Origin of the sequence: Polymorphobacter sp. (assembly GCF_048007885.1) — a bacterium.
Taxonomy (GTDB): Bacteria; Pseudomonadota; Alphaproteobacteria; order Sphingomonadales; family Sphingomonadaceae; genus Sandarakinorhabdus.
The window spans coordinates 2,076,388-2,090,130 of record NZ_CP180346.1 but is presented as its reverse complement, the minus strand read 5'-3'; the positions used below and the strand labels follow the sequence as shown (position 1 = coordinate 2,090,130).

The 13,743-nt window shown below is 67.9% G+C and carries 14 protein-coding genes; 7 read left to right on the top strand and 7 right to left on the bottom strand.

What is annotated here, in order from left to right; genetic code table 11:
• The 5 genes from hisB to ACMVO5_RS09965 are packed head-to-tail and all read left to right on the top strand — an operon-like array spanning position 1 to position 3,040.
• A complete protein-coding gene (gene hisB, locus ACMVO5_RS09985) occupies positions 1–639 on the top strand; it encodes an imidazoleglycerol-phosphate dehydratase HisB (protein ID WP_416907364.1) in 639 nt (212 codons plus the stop codon).
• Complete coding sequence (gene hisH / locus ACMVO5_RS09980; protein ID WP_416909353.1) at positions 620–1,246, top strand: imidazole glycerol phosphate synthase subunit HisH; 627 nt, start codon at positions 620–622, stop codon at positions 1,244–1,246. Before hisB ends, hisH begins: the two co-directional genes overlap by 20 nt.
• Entirely contained in the window at positions 1,243–1,959 is a 717-nt protein-coding gene (gene hisA, locus ACMVO5_RS09975) for a 1-(5-phosphoribosyl)-5-[(5-phosphoribosylamino)methylideneamino]imidazole-4-carboxamide isomerase (RefSeq protein ID WP_416909352.1), read from the top strand. Before hisH ends, hisA begins: the two co-directional genes overlap by 4 nt.
• A complete protein-coding gene (hisF, locus tag ACMVO5_RS09970; RefSeq protein ID WP_416907363.1) occupies positions 1,956–2,720 on the top strand; it encodes an imidazole glycerol phosphate synthase subunit HisF in 765 nt (254 codons plus the stop codon). Before hisA ends, hisF begins: the two co-directional genes overlap by 4 nt.
• Entirely contained in the window at positions 2,717–3,040 is a 324-nt protein-coding gene (locus ACMVO5_RS09965) for a phosphoribosyl-ATP diphosphatase (protein ID WP_416907362.1), read from the top strand. The genes hisF and ACMVO5_RS09965 overlap by 4 nt, the downstream gene beginning before the upstream one ends.
• Here ACMVO5_RS09965 and ACMVO5_RS09960 read toward each other — a convergent pair.
• Genes ACMVO5_RS09960 through ACMVO5_RS09940 form a run of 5 tightly spaced genes read right to left on the bottom strand, consistent with a single transcriptional unit; the run spans position 3,037 to position 7,762 of the window.
• Entirely contained in the window at positions 3,037–3,306 is a 270-nt protein-coding gene (locus ACMVO5_RS09960; RefSeq protein ID WP_416907361.1) for an ATP synthase F1 subunit epsilon, read from the bottom strand. The genes ACMVO5_RS09965 and ACMVO5_RS09960 overlap by 4 nt on opposite strands.
• Positions 3,306–4,754, bottom strand: a complete 1,449-nt coding sequence (gene atpD / locus ACMVO5_RS09955; RefSeq protein WP_416907360.1) for a F0F1 ATP synthase subunit beta — start codon at positions 4,752–4,754, stop codon at positions 3,306–3,308. The genes ACMVO5_RS09960 and atpD overlap by 1 nt, the downstream gene beginning before the upstream one ends.
• 11 nt (positions 4,755–4,765) lie before the next feature.
• A complete protein-coding gene (locus tag ACMVO5_RS09950) occupies positions 4,766–5,653 on the bottom strand; it encodes a F0F1 ATP synthase subunit gamma (RefSeq protein ID WP_416907359.1) in 888 nt (295 codons plus the stop codon).
• Between the two features lie 6 nt (positions 5,654–5,659).
• Positions 5,660–7,189 (bottom strand): F0F1 ATP synthase subunit alpha, encoded by a 1,530-nt coding sequence (gene atpA, locus ACMVO5_RS09945; protein WP_416907358.1) that lies wholly within the window; start codon positions 7,187–7,189, stop codon positions 5,660–5,662.
• 3 nt (positions 7,190–7,192) lie between these two features.
• Positions 7,193–7,762: a F0F1 ATP synthase subunit delta gene (locus tag ACMVO5_RS09940; RefSeq protein ID WP_416907357.1), complete on the bottom strand. Its 570-nt coding sequence runs from the start codon at positions 7,760–7,762 to the stop codon at positions 7,193–7,195.
• A 79-nt stretch (positions 7,763–7,841) separates the two neighbouring features.
• Here ACMVO5_RS09940 and ACMVO5_RS09935 point away from each other — a divergent pair, with 79 nt between their 5' ends.
• Positions 7,842–8,672 carry a hypothetical protein gene (locus ACMVO5_RS09935; RefSeq protein ID WP_416907356.1) on the top strand — a complete coding sequence of 277 codons (831 nt, stop codon included), beginning with the start codon at positions 7,842–7,844 and terminating at the stop codon, positions 8,670–8,672.
• On the opposite strand, the gene ACMVO5_RS09930 is transcribed toward ACMVO5_RS09935, so the two are convergent.
• Both ACMVO5_RS09930 and ACMVO5_RS09925 read right to left on the bottom strand, forming a co-directional pair.
• Positions 8,587–10,926: a patatin-like protein gene (locus ACMVO5_RS09930; RefSeq protein ID WP_416907355.1), complete on the bottom strand. Its 2,340-nt coding sequence runs from the start codon at positions 10,924–10,926 to the stop codon at positions 8,587–8,589. The genes ACMVO5_RS09935 and ACMVO5_RS09930 overlap by 86 nt on opposite strands.
• A 50-nt stretch (positions 10,927–10,976) precedes the next feature.
• The gene (locus ACMVO5_RS09925) at positions 10,977–12,218 is read right to left on the bottom strand and encodes a M20/M25/M40 family metallo-hydrolase (protein ID WP_416907354.1); all 1,242 of its coding nucleotides are present in this window, start codon (positions 12,216–12,218) and stop codon (positions 10,977–10,979) included.
• A 106-nt stretch (positions 12,219–12,324) separates the two neighbouring features.
• Between ACMVO5_RS09925 and radA the strand changes: the two genes are divergently transcribed.
• The gene (gene radA / locus ACMVO5_RS09920) at positions 12,325–13,740 is read left to right on the top strand and encodes a DNA repair protein RadA (RefSeq protein ID WP_416907353.1); all 1,416 of its coding nucleotides are present in this window, start codon (positions 12,325–12,327) and stop codon (positions 13,738–13,740) included.
• The last annotated feature ends 3 nt before the right edge of the window (positions 13,741–13,743 follow it).

Below are 13,743 nucleotides of genomic sequence, written 5' to 3'. Positions count from 1 at the left end.
ATGAGCCGCAGAGCGACCATCAACCGCGTCACCAAGGAGACGCAGATCAGCGTGACCATCGACCTTGATGGGGACGGCAGCTACAGCGTTTCGACGGGCATCGGCTTTCTCGACCATATGCTGGAGCAGCTGAGCCGGCACAGCCTGATCGACATCAGCCTGACCGCCAAGGGCGACCTGCATATCGATGGCCACCACACCACCGAGGATTGCGGCATTGCGCTGGGCGAAGCGGTGGCGCGCTCGCTCGCCGACCGGCGCGGCATCACCCGCTACGGCGATGCGCTGATCCCGATGGACGAGACGCTGACGCGCGTCGCGCTCGACATTTCGGGGCGGCCCTATCTGGTGTGGCGCTCGGGCTTCAGCCAGCCGAAGCTGGGCGAGCTTGATACCGAGATGGTGAAGGAATTTTTCGCGGCCTTTGCCGGCGGCGCGGGAATCACGTTGCACATCGAGACGCTTTACGGGGTGAACAACCACCATATCGCCGAGAGCTGCTTCAAGGGCGTGGCGCGCGCCCTGCGCGCGGCGGTGAGCATCGATGCGCGCAAGGCCGACGCCGTGCCTTCGACCAAGGGGACGCTTGGTGGCGATCTTGCCCGGGGCATCGGCACGGGTGCCGATCACGGTGCCTGACACCGTTGCGCTGATCGACTATGGCGCCGGCAATCTTCGTTCCGCCAGCCGCGCGCTGGCGGCGGCAGGGGCGGACGTGCACATCACCAGCGCGCCTGATGAACTGCTGGCAGCCGACCGGATCGTGCTGCCGGGTGTCGGCGCCTTTGCCCAGTGCATCACCGCGCTGCGCGCCATCGACGGGCTTGAGGACGCGCTGCACGAGGCCGTGATCGAGCGGCGGCGGCCGTTTCTGGGCATTTGCGTGGGCATGCAGCTTCTGGCCAGCGAGGGCCATGAGCATGGCGTGCATCAGGGGCTGGGCTGGATCGAGGGCCGGGTGGTGCGGATCGAGGCGCCGGGGCTGAAGGTGCCACACATGGGCTGGAATCTGGTGACGCCGACGCGGGACAATGGGGTTGAGGAGGGCGATGCCTATTTCGTGCACAGCTATGTGTTCGAGGCGGCCAGCCCCGAGGATGTGCGCGCGACCAGCGACCATGGGCAGGTGTTTGCCGCGATCATTGGCCGGGCCAATATCACCGGCGTGCAGTTTCACCCCGAAAAGAGCCAGGCCTATGGGCAGGGCTTTCTGAAACACTGGCTGGAGGACGGCCGTTGGCACTGACGATTTATCCGGCGATTGACCTGAAGGGCGGGCAGGTGGTGCGCCTCGCCGAGGGCGATATGGCGCGGGCGACGGTTTATGCCGATGATCCGGCCGGGCAGGCGGGGCGCTTCGCTGCGGCGGGCGCGACGGCGTTGCATGTGGTGGACCTTGACGGCGCCTTTGCCGGTGAGAGCCGCAACGGGGCGGCGGTGCGCGCGATTGTCGAGGCGTTTCCGGGCCGGGTGCAGGTCGGCGGCGGCATCAGGAGCGCAGCCCAGGCCGAAGCCTGGCTCGACGCGGGCGTGTGGCGGGTGGTGATGGGCACGGCGGCGCTGGAGGAGCCGGCGCTGGTGCGCGCGCTGGCCGGGCAGCACAAGGGCCGGGTGGTGGTGGCCGTTGATGCGCGCGACGGCATGGTGGCGGTGCGCGGCTGGGCGGAAAAGTCGAGCGTGACGGCCGTTGATCTGGCGCGGCGCTTTGAAGATGCGGGCGTGGCGGCGCTGTTGTTCACCGATGTCGGGCGCGACGGGATGCTGAAGGGGGTCAATATCGAGGCCACGGTGGCGCTGGCGGGGACGGTGGGGATTCCGGTGATCGCCAGTGGCGGTGTGGCGGGGATTGAGGACATTCGCGCCCTGTGCGGGCAGCCGAATATCGAGGGCGTGATCACCGGGCGGGCCATTTATGATGGCCGGCTCGACCTTGGCGACGCGCTGGCGCTGGCGTCATGACGCTCGCGGTCCGGGTCATTCCCTGTCTGGACGTGGCCGAGGGCCGGGTGGTGAAAGGGGTGAATTTCGTCAGCCTGCGCGATGCCGGCGACCCGGTGGAGGCAGCGCGGGCCTATGACGCAGCGGGCGCGGACGAGCTGTGCTTTCTCGACATCAGCGCCAGCCATGAGGGGCGCGGCACGCTCTTGCACATGGTCGAGGCGGTAGCCGACCAGTGTTTCATGCCGCTGACCGTGGGCGGGGGCGTGCGCTCGGTGGAGGATGCGCGCGCGCTGCTGCTGGCGGGCGCCGACAAGGTGGCGGTGAATTCGGCTGCGGTGGCGCGGCCCGGGCTGATCCGCGAGCTGGCCGACCGTTTTGGCGAGCAATGTGTCGTGGTGGCGGTGGACGCCAAGCGGAGCGGCGACAGCTGGGAGATTTTCACGCACGGCGGGCGGCGAGCGACGGGCATTGACGCCATTGCCTATGCACGCGAAGCGGCGGCGCTGGGGGCGGGCGAGATCTTGCTGACCTCGATGGACCGGGACGGGACGCGATCGGGCTATGATCTGGCGCTGACGCGCACGATTGCCGATGCGGTGCCTGTGCCAGTGGTGGCGAGCGGCGGCGTGGGCGGGCTTGACGATCTGGTGGCGGGCGTGAAGCAGGGCGGGGCAAGTGCTGTGCTGGCGGCGTCGATCTTCCACTTCGGCGAGGCGTCGATCGACGAGGCCAAGGCGGCGCTGGCGGCAGCGGGCGTGCGGGTGCGGAGGCGGACATGAGCGATGATGTGATCGACCGGCTGGTGGCGCAGATCCAGCTCAAACGGCACGGCAACCCGGAGACCAGCTATGTGGCCAAGCTGACCGCGCGCGGGCGGGCCAAGATCGTCCAGAAGCTGGGCGAGGAAGCGGTGGAGACGGTGATTGCCGGGATGCAGGGCGACCGCGGCGATATCGTGTCGGAAGCCGCCGACCTGATGTTTCACCTGTGCGTGCTGCTGGTCGATGCCGGGCTGAGCATGGACGACATCCGCACCGAGCTGGTGCGGCGCGAAGGCGTGTCGGGGCTGGCCGAGAAGGCGGGCCGCAAGCAGCCTTAGAGCCGGGTGGCGGCCTCGGCGAGGATGGTCAGGCCTTCGGGCGTGACTTCGGCAAAGCCACCGTCGATCTCGTAGCGCGCGGAAGGCGTGGTGCCTTCGTTGGCGTAGATCTCGATGATGCCGGGGCGGATGGTGGACATCATCGGCGCATGGCCGGGCAGGACGCCGAAATCACCCTCGACGCCCGGCACGACGACCATGGCCACCGCTTCGGAGGCCAGCTTGCGCTCCGGCGAGACCAGCTCGAATTGCAGGGTCGCGGCCATCAGGCGGCGTCCGCCGCCAGCTTCTCGGCCTTGGCGACGGCATCCTCGATGGTGCCGACGAGGTAGAAGGCGGCTTCGGGGAGATGGTCATATTCGCCCGCGACAATGGCCTTGAAGCCCTTGATCGTGTCTTCGACGCCGACGAAGACGCCGGGCGTGCCGGTGAAGATTTCGGCGACATGGAAGGGCTGGCTGAGGAAGCGCTGGATCTTGCGGGCGCGGCTGACGGTGAGCTTGTCCTCTTCCGACAGCTCGTCCATGCCGAGAATGGCGATGATGTCCTGCAGCGACTTGTACTTCTGCAGCACTTCCTGAACCGAGCGGGCGACCTTGTAATGCTCTTCGCCGACGACGCGCGGCTCGAGCACGCGGCTGGTCGAATCGAGCGGATCGACGGCCGGATAGATGCCGAGCTCGGCGATCTGGCGGCTGAGCACGGTGGTGGCATCGAGGTGGGCGAAGCTGGTGGCCGGCGCGGGGTCGGTCAAGTCATCGGCGGGCACGTAGATGGCCTGCACCGAGGTGATCGAGCCCTTGTTGGTGGAGGTGATGCGCTCTTGCAGCTGGCCCATGTCGGTGGCCAGCGTGGGCTGGTAACCCACGGCCGAGGGGATGCGGCCGAGCAGTGCCGACACTTCCGAGCCGGCCTGGGTGAAGCGGAAGATGTTGTCGACGAAGAACAGCACGTCCTGGCCTTCGACATCGCGGAAATATTCGGCGTTGGTGAGGCCCGAAAGGGCGACGCGGGCGCGGGCACCCGGCGGCTCGTTCATCTGGCCATAGACCAGCGCCACCTTGGAGCCCTCCGAGATGGCGTTGCCGTCGGCATCGGACGCGATGACGCCGGCTTCGAGGAATTCATAGTAGAGATCATTGCCTTCGCGCGTGCGCTCACCGACGCCGGCAAACACCGAGGTGCCGCCGTGCCCCTTGGCGATGTTGTTGATCAGCTCCTGGATGAGCACGGTCTTGCCGACGCCGGCGCCGCCAAACAGGCCGATCTTGCCGCCCTTGGCATAGGGCGCGAGCAGGTCGATGACCTTGATGCCGGTGACGAGGATGGCGCTTTCGGTCGACTGGTCGACGAACTCGGGAGCCTTGGCGTGAATGGGGGCGGTCATGTCGGAATTGACCGGGCCGCGCTCGTCGATCGGCTCGCCGATGACGTTGAGGATGCGGCCCAATGTGGCGGGGCCGACGGGGACGCGGATCTGGCTGCCGGTGTCGGTGACCGACTGGCCGCGCACGAGGCCATCGGTGGCGTCCATGGCGATGGTGCGGACGGTGTTTTCACCGAGATGCTGGGCGACTTCGAGGACGAGGCGCCGGTCTTCGACGCGGGTTTCGAGCGCCGACAGGATGGCGGGGAGATCGCTGTCGAACTGGACATCGACGACGGCGCCGATGACCTGGGTGACGCGACCGACATTGTTGGTGGTGATGGCCATGGTGGTGCTCCTCAAAGGGCTTCGGCGCCGGAGATGATCTCGATCAGCTCCTTGGTGATGGCGGCCTGACGGGTGCGGTTATAGGTGATGGTGAGCTTGTCGATCATCTCGCCGGCGTTGCGGGTGGCGTTGTCCATCGCGGTCATGCGGCTGCCCTGTTCGCTTGCTGCATTTTCGAGGAGCGCGCGGAAGACCTGCACGGCGAGGTTGCGCGGCAGAAGCTCGGTCAGGATGGCCTCTTCATCGGGCTCATATTCGACGGCCGCCGGAGCGTCACCGGCGGGCGCGCTGTCGGCGAGCGCCGGGAGGGCGGCGGGAATGATCTGCAGGCAGGTCGGCTCCTGCACCAGCGCCGAGCGGAAACGCGAGAAGAACAGGTGCGCGACGTCGAATTCGCCGGCTTCGAAGCGGCTGGTGATCTCGTCGGCGATGGCCTTGGCATCGGAGAAGGCGACCGTCTTGATATGCGTCTGATCGATGGTGCCGACGATCAAGCCCTTGTCGGTGCGCATGAAAGGGGCGCGGGCCTTTTTGCCGACGAACAGCAGCTTGACGGTCTTGCCCTGCCCCTGAAGCTCGATGAGCTTCTTGCGGGCAAGGCGCACGATGTTGGTGTTGAAGCCGCCGGCGAGGCCGCGCTCGGAGGAGGCGACGACGAGCAGATGGACCTGATCCTTGCCGGTGCCGGCCAGCAGCTTCGGCGATTCAGGGCCGACCTGAACGCGGCTGGCGAGCGACGCCATGACAGCGGCCATGCGCTCCGAATAGGGGCGCGCGGCCTCGGCCGCCTCCTGCGCGCGGCGCAGCTTGGCGGCGGCGACCATCTTCATCGCCTTGGTGATCTTCTGGGTCGATTTGACCGAGGTGATCCGGTTCTTGAGGGCCTTGAGGCTGGGCATCTGGGTTTACGCGAACGTCTTCACGAAGTCGCCGATGAGCGTCTTCAGCTTGGCGTTGGTGTCGGCCGAGAGGTCCTTCTTCTCGCGGATGTCAGCCAGAACCGCAGCGTGTTCGGCGCGGACATGGGCGAGCAGCGAGGCCTCGAAGCGGGTGACGGCGTCAGCCGGGATGGTGTCGAGGAAGCCGTTGACGCCGGCGAAGATGCTGACGACCTGCTCTTCGAACGGCATCGGCTGGAACTGGCCCTGCTTCAGCAGTTCGGTGAGGCGCTTGCCGCGGTTGAGCAGCTTCTGCGTGGAGGCATCGAGATCGGAGCCGAACTGGGCGAAGGCGGCCATTTCACGATATTGCGCGAGCTCCAGCTTGATGGTGCCGGCGACCTTCTTCATCGCCTTGGTCTGCGCCGCCGAGCCGACGCGGCTGACCGAGAGGCCGACGTTGATGGCCGGGCGAACGCCCTGATAGAAGAGCTCGGTTTCGAGGAAGATCTGGCCGTCGGTGATAGAGATCACGTTGGTCGGGATATAGGCCGAGACGTCGCCGGCCTGGGTTTCGATGATCGGGAGCGCAGTCAGTGAACCACCGCCATTGGCGTCGTTCATCTTGGCGGCGCGCTCGAGCAGGCGTGAGTGAAGGAAGAAGACGTCACCGGGATAGGCTTCGCGGCCCGGCGGGCGACGCAGCAGCAGCGACATCTGGCGATAGGCGACGGCCTGCTTGGTGAGATCGTCATAGGCGATGACGGCGTGCATGCCATTGTCGCGGAAATATTCGCCCATGGTGCAGCCGGTATAGGGGGCGAGGAACTGCAGGGGTGCGGGCTCGGAGGCGGTGGCGGCGACGACGATCGAATATTCCATCGCGCCATTTTCTTCGAGCTGGCGGACGATCTGGGCGACGGTCGAGCGCTTCTGGCCGACGGCGACATAGATGCAATAGAGCTTCTTGCTCTCATCATCGCCGGCGTTGACGCCCTTCTGGTTGATGAAGGTGTCGATGGCGACGGCGGTCTTGCCGGTCTGGCGGTCACCGATGATGAGCTCGCGCTGGCCGCGGCCGACGGGGACGAGCGCATCGAGCGCCTTGAGGCCGGTCTGCATCGGCTCGTTCACCGACTTGCGCGGGATGATGCCGGGCGCCTTCACCTCGACGCGCATGCGCTTGACGTCGGTGAGCGGGCCCTTGCCGTCGATCGGGTTGCCGAGGCCATCGACAACGCGCCCGAGCAGGCCCTTGCCGACGGGGACATCGACGATGGTGCCGGTGCGCTTGACGGTGTCGCCTTCGCGGATTTCGGAATCGGAGCCGAAGATGACGACGCCGACATTGTCGGTTTCAAGGTTGAGGGCCATGCCCTGAATGCCGCCGGGAAACTCGACCATCTCGCCGGCCTGGACATTGTCGAGGCCGTGGATGCGGGCGATGCCGTCCCCGACCGAGAGCACCTGACCGACTTCGGAGACCTGCGATTCGGCGCCGAAATTGGCGATCTGGTCCTTGATGACGCGCGAGATTTCTGCGGCGTTGATGTCCATGGTTTAGCCTTTCAGTGCCTGGCCGAGCTGATCGAGCCGGGTGCGGAGCGAGGAGTCGATCATCCGCGAGCCGATGCGGACGATGAGGCCGCCGAGGATGGCGGGATCTTGGGTGATATCGAGGGTGACGTCGCGGCCAAGGCCGGCCTTGAGCTTTTTGGCGAGTGCTGTCTGCTGCGTCTTGGTCAGCGCGTGCGCGCTGGTGACCTTGGCGGTGATTTCCCCGCGCCGGGCGGCGGCGAGCGCGCGCACATCGCGGATGATCTGCGGCAGCGAGGCGAGGCGGCGGTTTTGCGCCAGCACGCCGAGGAAATTGCCGGTGAGCGAATCGAGCTTCATCGCCTCCGCAAGGCCCTTGACGGCGGCGGCGGCGGCACCGCGGCTGACCATGGGGCTGTGAATGAGCGCGGCGAGATCTTCCGACGCGGCGATGGCGCCCGACAGCTGGTCGAGGCTGGCGAGCACAGCGTCGAGCGACTTGTGCTCGACGGCGAGATCGAACAGCGCGGTCGCATAGCGACCGGACAGGCCCTGGGCGATGTTCGCGCGGGCGGTGCCAGTTGAAGGGTCCAAGGGTCCGGGTTCCGGCTGGTTAGTGTTGATGGCCGCGCGCGACGGTTGTCGGCCCGGACGCGGGGCGGCTAGCACGGGCATGGCGGGGTTGCAAGCGCCCGCGACGGGGCAGCCGTGCATCTTGGGGCTTGAAGCGCCGCGCGGGGTTTCGCATGACAGCATCATGCCTTGGTTGTTCAACCTGTTTCTGGCCGTTCATGTGGGCGCGGGCGTGGTCGCGTTGCTGACCTTCTGGGGGGCGGTGGCGACGCGCAAGGGCGGCCCGGCACATAGGCGCTGGGGCCGGGTGTTTTCGGCCGCCATTTATGTGGCGAGCGCGCAGGCGCTGGGCATGGGGGCGCTGTCGGTGGTGTGGCCGCTGGCGATGCATCCGCAGCTGACCGACGAGCCGCTTTATCGGGGGCTGTTCGGCTGGATGATGATCTATCTCGCCGTGCTGGCAGTGAGCATGACGCGCTATGGGCTGGGGGTGGTGGCCAACAAGGGGCGGCATGAGGCGAACCGGCACTGGTCGATGGTGGCGCTGCAGCTGGCGGTGTTTGCGACCGGGCTGAATTGCCTGGTGCACGGTGTGCTGCTCGGCCAGCCGCTGATGATCGGGATTTCGCTCCTCGGCTTCGGCACCTCGACGACCTATATGCATTACATGTTCCGCAGCAACGTGGCGCGCGGGGACTATGTGCCCGAGCATCTGAAGGCGATGGTGGCGTGCGGGATCGCGGCCTATACCGCCTTTCTGTCGGTGGGGCTGGTCGACATGTTTCCCGATCAGGCGTTCAACCCGGTGATCTGGGCGGTGCCGACGGTGCTGGGCATGTGGATCATCATTCATCACCTGCGGATCTGGGGGACGCCGGCGCGTCGCCAGAGCGGGAGTCTGGCCCCAGGGCGGCTTCCAGCTGCTCGATGAGGGCGGCGGAGCGCGGCAGATGCTCGCGCTCGGCGGCGAGCACGGCGCGCATGGCGCGGGCCTTGAAGGGCGCGAGGTCCGGGGCATGACCGGCGGGCGCGGCCGATGCGATGATGTCGATCATGCGCTCGGCGGCATGGAGGCGGCCCCAGAGATAATCATGCTCGCGGTAGGCGCGGCTGAAGAAGGCGCCAAAGGCATTGAGCCGGGCGCCCTTCAGCTGGCGGCCGCCGACATGGGCGAGCAGCGGCGAATCCAGCGGGGACAGGCGATCGACCTTGATCGCGTCAAATTCGTCGGACCCATCGCCGGCGAGCAGCGGCAGGGTGGCGATGTCGTAGAGCGGAAAGCCGAGATAGGCGTTGAGCAGGCTACGGCGCAGCGCGCGCGGCATCGGCTGATCGAACAGGGCGCAGATACGGGCGTCGGAGTCGATATCGAGCGCCTTGAGGTCGAGCGCGGCATCGAGCGCTGCGAGCGCTGCGGCAGGATCGGCGAGATCGACGCCGGCGAGCGCGGGATGGGCGGCGAGTTGGGCCGGGTTGCGGCGCATGAGATGCGTGTCGATGAGCGCATAAAGGCCTGATTTCAGCGCTTCGAGCGGGGCTTCAGCGGCGCTTGGCAGGCCGGCGGCTCTGAGCGCGTTGATGCGGCGCACGACAAAGCGCAGGCGGCGGACGCGGAAATCAAGGTCGAAGCGGCGCAGCAGCATGACGAAGGGCGAGGAGGCGCCGTCCCGCGCCAGCGCCTGTTCGGGCTGATCAAGGCCGTTTTCGGCGAGATGGCGGGCGAGGGCGAGGCGCAGCGCCTCGGCCGGGCCGCCGCCGAGCTGGTGGAGGATGGCGGCGAGCGCCTCGGTGAGGCGGGCGATCTTGAGATGGGCATAGCCGGCATAGGTGAAGCCGGCGCGGGTCGCGGCCTCGCTCTGCGCCTTGCTGCGCCATTCGGCGAGGCGGGCGGGCGTGATCTTGAACAGGAAGAAGCGGCGGCCGACCGCGGCTTCGATGGCGGCATCGACGGTGGGGGCCATGCCTTCGGTGACCTGGCGCAGGCGGCGGACGCGGGCGGACAGGCCTTCGATGGCGGCGAGGCTGTCGGCGATGGGCTGCTGGCGGGGAATGTCGGCGAGGCTGCGCAGGATGGCGGCGAAGAAGCCGGGCAGCGCTGCGGTATCTGCCGGGTCGGCGTGCATGCCGGGGCGGGGATCGACATAGACGAAGCGGCGATCGACCTCGCGGTGGGCGCGGTGATGGGCCAGCGCCTCGATGGCCGGGCCGAAGGGGCGGCCGTTGATGACCGAGCCATCGATCAGCGTGATGGCTTCGGGATTGGCGCGGCCGGGGAAGCTTTTGGCGATGAAGGCGGCGCGGCCCGGCCAGTCGAGGCCGCGCGCGGCGAGCAGCGCATCGACTTCGGACAGGCGCGCCGGGGGGAAGGCGCCGGGGAAGGAGGCAGTGGCGCGCGCGGCGAAGGTGAGGTCGGCGGGGTCGGCGAGATGGCGGCGGCCATCGGGCGCGGCGCCGGCGCTGTGGAAGCCGAAGATGAGGCGGTGTTCGGTCTCGGTGATTTCGGGCGGGCTGTGCAGCGCGAGGCGGACGCCGGCGCCGTGATAATCGGTGACGGTGACGAACAGATCGAGCGGCTGCTGGGCGGGGAGCAACGGCGGGGTGGCCTCGGACCCTTCCATGGCTTTGAGCGCATCATGGAGCAGGCCGGTGAAGACCGGGCCGGAGAAGGGCGGCGCGAACCAGCGCGAGCGCATCAACCGCGAGAGCTTGTCAGCGGCTTCCTGATGCACCTCCTCATCTTCCATCTCGTCAAGGCCGAGGCCGCGGCGGCGGGTCCAGGCGACGAGCGGCAGCGCCCAGAGCTTGGAGAGCGGGCGCGATGCGGCTTCGGGATCGAGCAGCCGGTCGGAATCGGCGCTGTCGAGCCAGAGGCTGCGCAGCGGCTCGAGGCTCTGGCCGGTGGCGATGGCCTGGGCCAGCAGGATGCCGTTGATGCCGCCAGCGGATGCGCCGGCGATGATGTCGGTGCTGACGGTGAGGTTGAGCTCGGGGCCAAGCGCTTCGAGCAGGTCGAGATAGACGGATTCGGTGTCTTCGGCGGGCGGCAGCGGGTGGGCTTGCGGATGGTGGCGGCGCATCGAGGCGCGGCTGACCTTCCAGATCTCCTTGGTGATGCCGTGCATGTAGACGGCGAGGCTGACGCCGCCGTAGCAGACGAGCGCGAGGCGAAGCTCCTTGCGATGCATGGCCGCAACGCTAGGCGCGAATGGGGAGCCCGACAAGCGGGCGGTTCGGCTCAGTCGCGCGTGATGGCGGCGGCGGCGAGCACGATGTCGAGGCCGGTCTGGATGCCCTTGACGAAGGGCTCGCGCTCGATGCTGATGAACTCATCGAGCGCATGGGCGCGGCCGCCGCCGGCGCCGGCGCCCACGGTGATGGCCGGGATGCCGAGGCTGATGGGGATGTTGGAATCGGTGGAGGAGGCGCGCAGCGGCGCATCATAGCCGGCGCGCGTCATGGCGGCGGCGGCGGCCCGGACCAGCGGATCATCGGCGGGGGTTTCACCGGCGGGACGGTCCCCGATCAGCACCGGCTCGGCGCTGATTTCGCCAAACCTTGTGCTGCGGGCGGCATTTTCGGCAGCGACCGACTGGTTGATGAGGGCGAGCAGCTGGGCTTCAAGCGCGGCCAGATTTTGGGGCGAGCGCGAGCGCATGTCGAACTCCATGGTGATGGCATTGGGGATGGAGTTGACCGAGGTGCCGCCGCTCACTGTGCTGGCGGCATAGGTGGTCTTGATGTCAGTGGGGGTGGTGATGGCGTAGAGGCCGGTGACCGTATTGGCCATGGCGACCATGGGATTGACGATGCCGAAGGCGCCGTAGCTGTGGCCGCCGGGGCCCTTGAAGGTGACCCGGTAACGCCGCGAGCCGACCGCGCCGTGGGTGATGCCGGTGATGCTGCTGCCGTCGAAGCTGATGAAATCGCCGATGCGCGCCCTGAGCGGGTTTTCGGTGAACAGGTGCTTGACGCCGCGCAGGTCGCCGGGGCCTTCCTCGCCGACGGTGGCGACGAAGATGATGTCGCGCTCGGTCTCGATGCCGGCGGTGTCCATGGCACGGACCCAGGCGAGCATCGAGGCCAACCCAATGGTATCATCACCGATGCCGGGCGCGCGCAGGATGTTGCCGTCGCGCTGGACGAAGATCGGCGTGCCTTCGGGGAAGACGGTGTCGAGATGGGCGGAGACGACGAGCGCCTTGGCCGTGCGGTTCCTGCCGGGACGCAGCGCGGTGATGTTGCCGATCTCGTCCTGCTTCACATCCTGAAGGCCGACGGCCTGCATCATCTGCAGATAGCGGGCGCCGCGGGCGGCCTCCTTGAAAGGCGGCGCGGGGATTTCCGTAAGCTCGGCGATCTCGGCGACGATGCGGTTGTAATCTTCGGCGATTTTCGCGTGCGCTGCCTCGGTGGGTGTTTGCGCGGCGAGCGGAGCGGAAATGAGCAGGGCGGAGAGGAGGGCGGGGAGGATGCGCATTCCTGTCTGCTAGCCCAAGGCGGGGGATTGGGAAAGGGCGGGCGGAAAAAGCGCTTGTTGTGTCGGGCGGCTGTGGATATGTTCCGGTTATGTTCGTGAGGTGGTGATGGCCAGATCGGCAACGCGATATGTGTGTCAGGCGTGCGGGGCGGTGTCGGCGCGCTGGCAGGGGCAGTGCGGCGATTGCGGGGCGTGGAACACGATTCAGGCCGAGGCGAGCGCCGTGGTGACGCCTTTTGCCGCCAAGCATTCGCTGGCCGGCGGCGGGCGGCGGATCGAGATGGCGAGCCTGGCCGATGAAGTGGCGCTGCCGGAGCGGCTGTCGACCGGGGTGGGCGAGCTGGACCGGGCGCTGGGCGGCATTGGGCCCGAAGGCGGTGGGGGGCCGAATGTGAAGGCCGGGCTGGTGCCGGGCTCGGTGGTGCTCATTGGCGGCGATCCGGGCATCGGCAAATCGACGCTGCTCTTGCAGGCGGCGGGGCGGATGGCGGCGGCCGGGCACAAGGTGGCTTATGTGTCGGGCGAGGAGGCGGCCGATCAGGTGCGGCTGCGGGCGCGGCGACTGGGCCTCGCCAGGGCCGACGTGGCGCTGGCGGCCGAGACCAGCGTGCGCGATATCTTGACGACGATGGCGGCGGGGCCGCCGCCGGCGCTGCTGGTCATTGATTCGATCCAGACCATGCATTCGGACACGTTGGAGGGCGCGCCGGGCACGGTCAGCCAGGTGCGGGCGAGCGCGCAGGAGCTGATCCGCTATGCCAAGGCGAGCGGCTGCGCGCTGATTTTGGTCGGCCATGTGACCAAGGACGGGCAGCTGGCGGGGCCGCGCGTGCTGGAGCATATGGTCGATACCGTGCTCTATTTTGAAGGCGAGCGCAGCCACCAGTACCGGGTGCTGCGGGCGGTGAAGAACCGCTTTGGCGGGACCGACGAGATCGGGGTGTTCGCCATGGGGGCGAGCGGGCTGGAGGAGGTGGCCAATCCGTCCTCGCTGTTTCTGACCGCGCGCGAGGATGGGCGCTCGGTATCGGGCGCGGTGGTGTTTCCCGCGCTTGAGGGCACCCGGCCGGTGTTGTGCGAGATCCAGGCGCTGGTGGTGAAGCTGCCGTCGGGCGCGACGCCGCGGCGGGCCGTGGTGGGCTGGGATTCGGCCCGGCTGTCGATGCTGCTGGCGGTGCTGGAGGCGCGCTGCGGGCTGGGGTTTGGCAATCACGAAGTCTATCTGAACGTGGCCGGCGGCTTCCGGGTGCAGGACCCGGCGGCGGATCTGGCGGTGGCCGCAGCCCTTGTGAGCGCGCTGACCGACCGGCCGGTGCCGCTCGATTGGGTGGCCTTTGGCGAGGTGGCGCTTTCAGGCGAGCTGCGGCCGGCGGGGCTGGCGGGGCTGCGGCTGAAGGAGGCGGCGAAGCTGGGCTTTGCGGGCGCCTATGTGCCCAAGGGGACGAGCGGCGGCGGGGCGATGCGGATCGAGGCGCTGGGCAGCTTGGGCGCGCTCGTTGACCGTTTGACGGGCGCCGCCTAGAGC

Coding starts and splice junctions, on each gene's coding strand:
- hisB (WP_416907364.1), top strand. CDS start 1: ATGAGCCGCAGAGCGACCATCAACCGCGTCACCAAGGAGACGCAGATC.
- hisF (WP_416907363.1), top strand. CDS start 1,956: ATGACGCTCGCGGTCCGGGTCATTCCCTGTCTGGACGTGGCCGAGGGC.
- ACMVO5_RS09965 (WP_416907362.1), top strand. CDS start 2,717: ATGAGCGATGATGTGATCGACCGGCTGGTGGCGCAGATCCAGCTCAAA.
- ACMVO5_RS09960 (WP_416907361.1), bottom strand. CDS start 3,306: ATGGCCGCGACCCTGCAATTCGAGCTGGTCTCGCCGGAGCGCAAGCTG.
- atpD (WP_416907360.1), bottom strand. CDS start 4,754: ATGGCCATCACCACCAACAATGTCGGTCGCGTCACCCAGGTCATCGGC.
- ACMVO5_RS09950 (WP_416907359.1), bottom strand. CDS start 5,653: ATGCCCAGCCTCAAGGCCCTCAAGAACCGGATCACCTCGGTCAAATCG.
- atpA (WP_416907358.1), bottom strand. CDS start 7,189: ATGGACATCAACGCCGCAGAAATCTCGCGCGTCATCAAGGACCAGATC.
- ACMVO5_RS09935 (WP_416907356.1), top strand. CDS start 7,842: ATGGCGGGGTTGCAAGCGCCCGCGACGGGGCAGCCGTGCATCTTGGGG.
- ACMVO5_RS09930 (WP_416907355.1), bottom strand. CDS start 10,926: ATGCATCGCAAGGAGCTTCGCCTCGCGCTCGTCTGCTACGGCGGCGTC.
- ACMVO5_RS09925 (WP_416907354.1), bottom strand. CDS start 12,218: ATGCGCATCCTCCCCGCCCTCCTCTCCGCCCTGCTCATTTCCGCTCCG.
- radA (WP_416907353.1), top strand. CDS start 12,325: ATGGCCAGATCGGCAACGCGATATGTGTGTCAGGCGTGCGGGGCGGTG.